An 8,991-nucleotide genomic window follows, 5' to 3' on the forward strand; every position below is an offset into this window, starting at 1 on the left:
CGCCGGGGTTTAGCCCGGCACCAGTGACCTGTTTGAGCGAGAGTTACTCGTCTTCCAGCTCGATGTTGATACCCAGGGAACGGATCTCTTTCAACAGTACGTTGAAGGATTCCGGCATACCCGGTTCCATCTGATGGTTGCCGTCGACGATGTTTTTATACATCTTCGTACGACCGTTCACGTCATCAGACTTAACGGTGAGCATTTCCTGCAGGGTGTATGCTGCGCCGTATGCTTCCAGCGCCCACACTTCCATCTCACCGAAGCGCTGACCACCGAACTGTGCCTTACCACCCAGCGGCTGCTGAGTAACCAGGCTATAAGAACCGGTGGAACGAGCGTGCATCTTGTCATCAACCAGGTGGTTCAGTTTCAGCATGTACATGTAACCTACGGTTACCTGACGCTCAAATTGCTCACCGGTGCGACCATCGAACAGGGTAATCTGACCGGAAGACGGCAGACCACCCAGTTGCAGCAACTCTTTAATTTCAGACTCTTTCGCACCGTCGAAGACTGGCGTTGCGATCGGCATACCCTTACGCAGGTTTTCTGCCAGACGCAGAACTTCGTCATCGCTGAAGGTGCTCAGGTCAACTTTCTGACGAACGTCGGTACCCAGATCGTAGGCACGCTGGATGAATTCGCGCAGTTTCGCGACTTCTTGCTGCTGTTTCAGCATGGCGTTGATTTTCTCGCCGATGCCTTTCGCAGCCATACCCAGGTGAGTTTCCAGGATCTGACCGATGTTCATACGAGACGGTACACCCAGTGGGTTCAGGACGATGTCTACCGGCGTACCGTTAGCATCGTGAGGCATATCTTCGATCGGGTTGATCTTGGAGATAACACCTTTGTTACCGTGACGTCCCGCCATTTTATCACCAGGCTGGATCTGACGTTTAACCGCCAGATACACCTTAACAATCTTCAGCACGCCTGGTGCCAGATCGTCGCCCTGAGTGATTTTGCGGCGTTTCGCTTCGAGTTTCTTCTCGAACTCGTGCTTCAGTTCGTCGTACTGCTCAGCCAGTTGCTCCAGCTGATTTTGTTTCTCTTCGTCGGTCAGGCCGAGTTCCAGCCAGCGATCGCGAGGCAGTTTGTCGAGCTTCTCAGCTTCAACACCACCAGCAACCAGCACAGCGTAGATACGGCTGAACAGGCCAGCTTCGAGGATCTGCAGTTCTTCAGACAGGTCTTTCTTGGCCTGCTTCAGCTGCATCTCTTCGATTTCCAGCGCACGTTTGTCTTTTTCCACGCCATCACGGGTGAAGACCTGAACGTCGATAACCGTACCGGAAACACCATTTGGTACACGCAGAGAAGAGTCTTTAACGTCAGACGCTTTCTCACCGAAGATAGCGCGCAGCAGTTTCTCTTCTGGCGTCAGCTGGGTTTCACCTTTCGGCGTAACCTTACCCACCAGAATGTCGCCGCCGGTCACTTCTGCACCGATGTAAACGATACCGGATTCATCAAGTTTAGAGAGCGCAGCTTCACCCACGTTCGGGATATCAGCCGTGATCTCTTCAGGCCCCAGCTTGGTGTCACGAGACACACACGCCAGTTCCTGGATGTGAATGGTGGTGAAGCGATCTTCCTGAACCACACGCTCGGAGACAAGGATGGAGTCTTCGAAGTTGTAGCCGTTCCACGGCATGAACGCTACGCGCATGTTCTGGCCGAGTGCCAGTTCACCGAGGTCGGTGGACGGACCGTCTGCCAGCACGTCGCCGCGCTCAACCGGCTCACCCAGAGAAACACATGGCATCTGGTTGATGCAGGTGTTCTGGTTAGAACGGGTGTACTTGGTCAGGTTATAGATGTCGATACCTGCTTCGCCCGCGAGCATCTCGTCTTCGTTAACTTTGATAACGATACGGGAAGCATCAACGTACTGAACGGTACCGCCACGTTTCGCTACGGCAGTAACACCGGAGTCGACCGCGACAGCACGTTCCATACCGGTACCAACCAGCGGCTTATCAGCGCGCAGAGTTGGAACGGCCTGACGTTGCATGTTCGCACCCATCAATGCACGGTTGGCGTCATCGTGTTCCAGGAACGGGATCAGGGACGCACCGACGGAAACCACCTGCTGGGTGGAAACGTCCATGTAGTCAACCTGGTCACGACTGAACAGGCTTGATTCGCCTTTGCTACGACAGGTTACCAGGTCTTCTTCGAAGTGGCCGTCATCATCCAGGTTGGAGTTCGCCTGAGCAATAACGTAGTTGCCTTCTTCAATAGCAGACAGGTAGTGAATTTCGTCAGTCACAACACCGTCGGTCACTTTACGGTACGGCGTCTCAAGGAAGCCGTATTCGTTAGTCTGTGCGTACACGGACAGGGAGTTGATCAGACCGATGTTTGGACCTTCAGGCGTTTCGATTGGACACACGCGACCGTAGTGAGTCGGGTGTACGTCTCGAACTTCAAAGCCCGCACGTTCACGGGTCAGACCGCCTGGGCCGAGTGCAGAGATACGACGCTTGTGCGTAATCTCAGACAGTGGGTTGTTCTGGTCCATAAATTGAGACAGCTGGCTGGAACCAAAGAACTCTTTCACTGCGGCAGAGATAGGCTTAGCGTTGATCATATCCTGAGGCATCAGGGTATCGAGATCGCCCAGAGACAGACGCTCTTTCACCGCACGCTCTACACGTACCAAGCCAACGCGGAACTGGTTTTCCGCCATTTCGCCCACGGAACGGATACGACGGTTGCCGAGGTGATCGATATCATCCACTTCACCGATGCCGTTACGGATACCGATGAGCTTCTTCATCACTTCGATGATGTCTTCTTTGCTCAGGATACCGGAACCTTCGATCTCGTCACGCAGCAGAGAACGGTTGAACTTCATGCGGCCTACCGCAGAAAGGTCATAACGGTCTTCAGAGAAGAACAGGTTCTCGAACAGGCTTTCAGCCGCTTCACGAGTTGGTGGCTCACCCGGGCGCATCATGCGGTAGATTTCTACCAGCGCGCTCAGACGATCGTTGGTTGGGTCGACGCGTACAGTCTCAGAGATGTAAGCACCGTGATCCAGATCGTTGGTGAACAGCGTTTCGATACGTTTGTGACCAGACTGGCTCAGCTTCGCCAGCAGATCCAGGCTCAGCTCCATGTTCGCCGGGCAGATCAGCTCGCCAGTAGAAGCATCAACGTAATCTTTTGCGGATACTTTTCCTGCAATGTACTCAACCGGAACTTCGATGTGTTTGATATCATCTTTTTCCAGTTGGCGAATGTGACGCGCCGTAATGCGGCGGCCTTTCTCAACGTACACTTTACCGTCAGCTTCGATATCGAAGGAGGCGGTTTCACCACGCAGACGCTCAGGGATCAGCTCCATCTGCAGTTTGTTGTCACGGATTTCGAAAATAACTTTTTCGAAGAACAGATCCAGGATCTGCTCCGTAGTGTACTGCAGAGCACGCAGAATGATGGTCGCAGGCAGCTTACGACGACGGTCGATACGGACAAACAGGTTGTCTTTCGGATCGAACTCGAAGTCCAGCCAGGAACCACGGTAAGGGATGATACGTGCGTTATACAGCACTTTACCCGAAGAGTGGGTCTTACCCTTATCGCTGTCGAAGAAGACGCCTGGGCTACGATGCAGCTGAGAAACGATAACACGCTCAGTACCGTTGATCACAAAGGTACCGTTATCGGTCATGAGCGGAATTTCGCCCATGTACACTTCTTGTTCTTTAATGTCTTTGACTGTACCTTCCGGCGCTTCACGCTCGTAAATCACCAGACGCAGTTTAACGCGCAGGGGAGCGGAATAAGTCACGCCGCGAATCTGACATTCTTTAACGTCAAATACAGGCTCGCCCAGACGATAGCTCACATATTGCAGCTCAGAATTGCCGCTGTAGCTCGCGATGGGGAACACGGAGCGGAAAGCCGCTTCGAGACCATACTGACCTTCAGGATCTTGCTCGATGAACTTCTGGAACGAGTCAAGCTGGATAGAAAGGAGATAAGGTATGTCCAAAACTTGTGGACGTTTACCAAAATCCTTACGAATACGTTTTTTCTCGGTATAGGAGTAAACCATAGGGTTCCTCAGCTCGCTGACAAGTCGACCGACTCTGTCCAGTGGACGGACAGTTTATGCAACACTATTTTGTTGACCGAAAAGTGGAACACTTTTCGCAATACCTGTAGCTATCACGCTTAAACCATTTCGTTGCGATTTACACAGAGCAGGCACTCTGTCGCAATATATTAAGTCGTCGATAGATACATGCATTGTCAGGACAACCAGCAGTCAAACAGTGTGAAATGCTACTGGCGCCTTACAGCGCAAAAAGGCTGGTGACTAAAAAGTCACCAGCCATCAGCCTAATTGCTCAGGCTGCAACCGGAAGGGTTGGCTTATTTAACTTCAACTTCTGCGCCAGCTTCTTCCAGAGATTTTTTCAGAGCTTCAGCGTCATCTTTGCTCACGCCTTCTTTCAGAGCGGCTGGAGCAGATTCTACCAGGTCTTTAGCTTCTTTCAGACCCAGGCCAGTTGCGCCACGAACGGCTTTGATTACAGCAACTTTGTTCGCGCCAGCAGCTTTCAGGATAACGTCGAATTCAGTTTTCTCTTCAGCAGCTTCAGCTGGGCCAGCAGCTACAGCTACAGCAGCAGCAGCAGAAACGCCGAATTTTTCTTCCATTGCAGATACCAGTTCTACAACGTCCATTACGGACATAGCGGCAACTGCTTCGATGATTTGATCTTTAGTGATAGACATTTAAATTGTTCCTGAATATCAGAATAAGTTTATACGTATGCGAATGATTGAGAAAGAAAAGTGCTATTAAGCAGCTTCTTTCGCATCGCGTACAGCAGCCAGAGTGCGAACCAGTTTGCCGGCAGCGGCTTCTTTCATGGTTGCCATCAGGCGTGCAATTGCTTCTTCGTAGGTCGGCAGAGTTGCCAGGCGGTCGATATTAGACGCCGGGATCAGCTCACCTTCAAAGGCTGCAGCTTTGACCTCAAATTTTGCATTCGCTTTCGCGAACTCTTTGAACAGACGAGCAGCAGCGCCCGGGTGTTCCATAGAGTATGCAATCAGGGTCGGACCAACAAACGTGTCTTTCAGGCACTCGAACTGAGTACCTTCAACGACGCGACGCAGCAGGGTGTTACGAACAACACGCATGTATACGCCAGCTTCACGACCTGCTTTACGCAGTTCAGTCATTTTGTCTACAGTAACGCCACGGGAATCCGCAACTACTGCAGACAGCGCGCCTTTGGCTACTTCGCTGACTTCAGCAACAATCGCTTGTTTGTCTTGAAGATTTAAAGCCATTAGCTTTGCTCCTGGATGTTTGCCAGAGACTATCTCTGGAACTCACTTCACTCCCCTCAACGAGAGGAGCGTCTTAATACGGTGAGCAGAAACAAGCCAAAGAGTATCAAAAAATAATCTTAGCGTTCTGTCACCGTCTACGCAGGGAATTAAGTCTCTTGCGAAACACCTGCGGTCTTCGACGGAGGCCTGGAAAAGGCCAGGCTCCAACGAACAATTCTTTTACCTGCTAACTTTCGCTAGCAAACGTGGGGGTAAGATTGTAGACAAATTCACCGCCCACGTAAAGGCATTAGTTTGCAACAGCAGTCAGGCCAGCCTGATCAACTGCAACACCTGCACCCATGGTGGTGGAGATGCTAACTTTCTTGATGTACACGCCTTTCGCCTGAGTTGGTTTTGCTTTTTTCAGCGCAACCAGCAGAGCTTCCAGGTTTTCTTTCAGTTTGTCAGCGTCAAAGTCCACTTTACCGATGGTGGTGTGGATGATGCCGTTTTTGTCGTTACGATAACGAACCTGACCTGCTTTAGCGTTCTTAACAGCTTCAGCAACGTTAGGGGTTACAGTACCGACTTTCGGGTTTGGCATCAGGCCGCGTGGACCCAGAACCTGGCCCAACTGGCCAACAACGCGCATTGCATCCGGGGAAGCAATAACAACGTCAAAGTTCATTTCGCCTTTCTTGATCTGGTCAGCCAGATCTTCCATACCTACCAGCTCAGCGCCAGCAGCTTTAGCTGCTTCAGCGTTAGGGCCCTGGGCAAATACGGCAACACGAACAGAACGGCCAGTACCGTGCGGCAGTACAGTTGCACCACGTACGTTCTGGTCAGATTTACGAGCATCGATGCCGAGGTTAACGGCAACGTCTACGCTTTCTACGAACTTAGCCGTAGCCAGTTCCTTCAGCAGAGCGATAGCTTCGTTGATGTCATACTGCTTGGTCGCGTCAACTTTATCGCGGATCACACGCATGCGCTTGGTCAGTTTAGCCATTTCTTAGTCCTCCACTACCAGGCCCATGGAACGTGCAGTACCTTCAATGGAGCGAGTCATCGCTTCAATGTCGGCGCCAGTCATGTCGGCAGCTTTGGTCTGCGCGATTTCCTGCAGCTGAGCGCGAGAAATTTTACCCACTTTCTCTTTGTTCGGCTTACCGGAACCAGACTTGATGCCTGCAGCTTTCTTCAGAAGAACAGCAGCTGGCGGAGTCTTGGTAACGAAAGTGAAAGAACGGTCAGCGTAAACGGTGATGACTACCGGGATCGGCAGACCTTTTTCCAGGGATTCGGTTTTGGCGTTAAACGCTTTACAGAATTCCATGATGTTTACGCCCTGCTGACCCAGTGCTGGACCAACCGGTGGACTTGGGTTCGCCATACCAGCTGCAACCTGCAGCTTGACGTAGGCTTGGACTTTCTTAGCCATTCTCAATTTCCTCTATTGGGTGATAACGCCTTAAAAAGGCTCCCCGTGATTAATACGTGATTTATGTGCACAAGGCCCATAAATACAAAAGGCGCGAAATTGTATTCCAATCTCGCGCCTTGTGCAACGTTTGATCGCTGCTTATTTAAGCTTTTTCAACCTGCGCAAAGTCCAGTTCTACCGGTGTTGCACGACCGAAGATAGAAACAGAAACTTTCAGGCGGGACTTCTCGTAGTCGACTTCTTCGACCACGCCATTGAAGTCAGCAAACGGACCGTCATTAACACGAACCATTTCACCTGGCTCGAACAGCGTTTTCGGACGCGGTTTATCACCCACCTGCTGCAGGCGGTTCATGATCGCATCAACTTCTTTATCGCTGATCGGCGCCGGACGATCGGAAGTACCACCGATGAAGCCCATTACGCGCGGTACGCTACGCACCAGGTGCCAGCTGGCGTCATTCATTACCATCTGCACAAGCACGTAACCTGGGAAGAATTTGCGCTCGCTCTTGCGACGCTGGCCGCCACGGATCTCAACCACTTCTTCAGTTGGAACCATAACTTCACCAAACAACTCTTCCATATTGTGTAATTTGATATGCTCACGCAGCGAAGTGGCTACGCGGCCTTCAAAACCGGAAAACGCCTGAACGACGTACCAGCGCTTTTTAGGAGCTTCAGACATCTCAGAACCTCAGGCCAGTGATAAAGGAGACCAGGCGAACCAGAATACCATCCAGTCCCCACAGGATCAGTGACATTACAGCAGTAACCGCGGCCACAATCAGCGTGGTGTGCAGCGTTTCCTGACGCGTAGGCCAAATGACCTTACGAACTTCAGTACGTGCTTCACGAGCAAACGCGACGGTCGCTTTGCCTTTTGTCGTCAACAGCGCGACACCGCCCGCTGCAGCAATCAGAATCACCACGGCAAGCGCACGTAGCGGCAACGTAATGTCACGATAGAGGTAGTTGCCCACAATGGCTACGATCAGCAGAACTGCAACGACCACCCACTTCATCGCTTCCAGGCCGCGCCCGCTCCCTTGAGCTTCGGTATTCGCACTCATAAACCAACCTGTCACAAGAATTCGACAAACATCTTTGCCCCGCGAGAGTGCGAGGCAACCAAAACCGAAATGCTCTGTTGCGTTTCGGACTTAACGCCCTCTTCAGAGCCTGTCTCAGCAATGATTATGACAAAAAAAATCACTGATGAGCCAGGTTCTGGTTCGAAAGCGTGCAAAAAGGGCATCAAATGATGCCCTTTTATTGCGCATTGCGTCAAATGTTATCAGTGATTAGCTGATAACTTTAGCAACAACGCCCGCGCCAACGGTACGGCCGCCTTCACGGATTGCGAAACGCAGACCGTCATCCATCGCGATTGGGTGGATCAGGGTAACAACCATTTTGATGTTGTCGCCTGGCATGACCATCTCTACGCCTTCTGGCAGTTCGATGGTACCGGTCACGTCAGTTGTACGGAAGTAGAACTGTGGACGGTAGCCTTTGAAGAACGGAGTATGACGGCCGCCTTCGTCTTTGGACAGGATGTACACTTCAGATTCGAACTTGGTGTGTGGCTTGATTGAGCCTGGCTTCGCCAGTACCTGACCACGTTCGATTTCTTCACGTTTGATACCACGCAGCAGAACACCAACGTTCTCACCAGCACGGCCTTCGTCCAGCAGTTTGCGGAACATTTCAACGCCAGTACAGGTCGTTTTCGCGGTTTCTTTGATACCCACGATTTCTACTTCTTCGCCAACTTTAACGATACCGCGCTCTACACGACCGGTAACTACAGTACCACGGCCGGAGATGGAGAATACGTCTTCGATTGGCAGCAGGAACGGCTTGTCAATCGCACGCTCTGGTTCCGGGATGTAAGAATCCAGGAAGCCAGCCAGTTCGATGATTTTCGCTTCCCACTCTGCTTCGCCTTCCAGCGCTTTCAGCGCAGAACCACGAACGATCGGAGTGTCGTCACCTGGGAAATCGTACTGAGACAGAAGTTCACGAACTTCCATTTCTACCAGTTCCAGCAGCTCTTCGTCATCAACCATGTCGCATTTGTTCAGGAACACGATGATGAACGGAACGCCTACCTGGCGACCCAGCAGGATGTGCTCACGAGTCTGAGGCATAGGGCCGTCAGTCGCAGCAACAACCAGGATCGCGCCATCCATCTGAGCCGCACCGGTGATCATGTTTTTAACATAGTCGGCGTG

At 51.7% G+C, this 8,991-nt stretch carries 8 protein-coding genes; all 8 read right to left on the bottom strand.

What is annotated here, in order from left to right; genetic code table 11:
* Positions 1-43 precede the first annotated feature (43 nt).
* Positions 44-4,072 (bottom strand): DNA-directed RNA polymerase subunit beta, encoded by a 4,029-nt coding sequence (rpoB, locus tag ACLW56_RS22995; RefSeq protein ID WP_330985989.1) that lies wholly within the window; start codon positions 4,070-4,072, stop codon positions 44-46.
* 320 nt (positions 4,073-4,392) lie between these two features.
* Positions 4,393-4,758, bottom strand: a complete 366-nt coding sequence (gene rplL, locus ACLW56_RS23000; protein ID WP_002445276.1) for a 50S ribosomal protein L7/L12 — start codon at positions 4,756-4,758, stop codon at positions 4,393-4,395.
* Positions 4,759-4,824: 66 nt separating this feature from the next.
* Entirely contained in the window at positions 4,825-5,322 is a 498-nt protein-coding gene (gene rplJ / locus ACLW56_RS23005) for a 50S ribosomal protein L10 (protein WP_330985990.1), read from the bottom strand.
* Between the two features lie 292 nt (positions 5,323-5,614).
* Positions 5,615-6,319, bottom strand: a complete 705-nt coding sequence (gene rplA, locus ACLW56_RS23010) for a 50S ribosomal protein L1 (protein ID WP_330985991.1) — start codon at positions 6,317-6,319, stop codon at positions 5,615-5,617.
* A 3-nt stretch (positions 6,320-6,322) separates the two neighbouring features.
* Positions 6,323-6,751: a 50S ribosomal protein L11 gene (gene rplK / locus ACLW56_RS23015; protein ID WP_148245049.1), complete on the bottom strand. Its 429-nt coding sequence runs from the start codon at positions 6,749-6,751 to the stop codon at positions 6,323-6,325.
* Between the two features lie 145 nt (positions 6,752-6,896).
* A complete protein-coding gene (gene nusG / locus ACLW56_RS23020; RefSeq protein ID WP_003862341.1) occupies positions 6,897-7,442 on the bottom strand; it encodes a transcription termination/antitermination protein NusG in 546 nt (181 codons plus the stop codon).
* A gap of 1 nt (position 7,443) precedes the next feature.
* Positions 7,444-7,827, bottom strand: coding sequence for a preprotein translocase subunit SecE (gene secE, locus ACLW56_RS23025; protein WP_330985992.1), 384 nt, complete (start codon positions 7,825-7,827; stop codon positions 7,444-7,446).
* Between the two features lie 231 nt (positions 7,828-8,058).
* Positions 8,059-8,991 (bottom strand): elongation factor Tu (tuf, locus tag ACLW56_RS23030; protein ID WP_330985784.1); only part of this gene is annotated, 933 nt, incomplete at its 5' end.

This window comes from Pantoea sp. sgz302252, from assembly GCF_047713085.1.
Lineage (GTDB): Bacteria > Pseudomonadota > Gammaproteobacteria > Enterobacterales > Enterobacteriaceae > Scandinavium.

Excerpts from the sequence above, each read along its gene's own strand:
- rpoB (WP_330985989.1), bottom strand. The coding sequence starts at position 4,072 with ATGGTTTACTCCTATACCGAGAAAAAACGTATTCGTAAGGATTTTGGT.
- secE (WP_330985992.1), bottom strand. The coding sequence starts at position 7,827 with ATGAGTGCGAATACCGAAGCTCAAGGGAGCGGGCGCGGCCTGGAAGCG.
- rplJ (WP_330985990.1), bottom strand. The coding sequence starts at position 5,322 with ATGGCTTTAAATCTTCAAGACAAACAAGCGATTGTTGCTGAAGTCAGC.
- rplA (WP_330985991.1), bottom strand. The coding sequence starts at position 6,319 with ATGGCTAAACTGACCAAGCGCATGCGTGTGATCCGCGATAAAGTTGAC.
- rplL (WP_002445276.1), bottom strand. The coding sequence starts at position 4,758 with ATGTCTATCACTAAAGATCAAATCATCGAAGCAGTTGCCGCTATGTCC.
- nusG (WP_003862341.1), bottom strand. The coding sequence starts at position 7,442 with ATGTCTGAAGCTCCTAAAAAGCGCTGGTACGTCGTTCAGGCGTTTTCC.
- rplK (WP_148245049.1), bottom strand. The coding sequence starts at position 6,751 with ATGGCTAAGAAAGTCCAAGCCTACGTCAAGCTGCAGGTTGCAGCTGGT.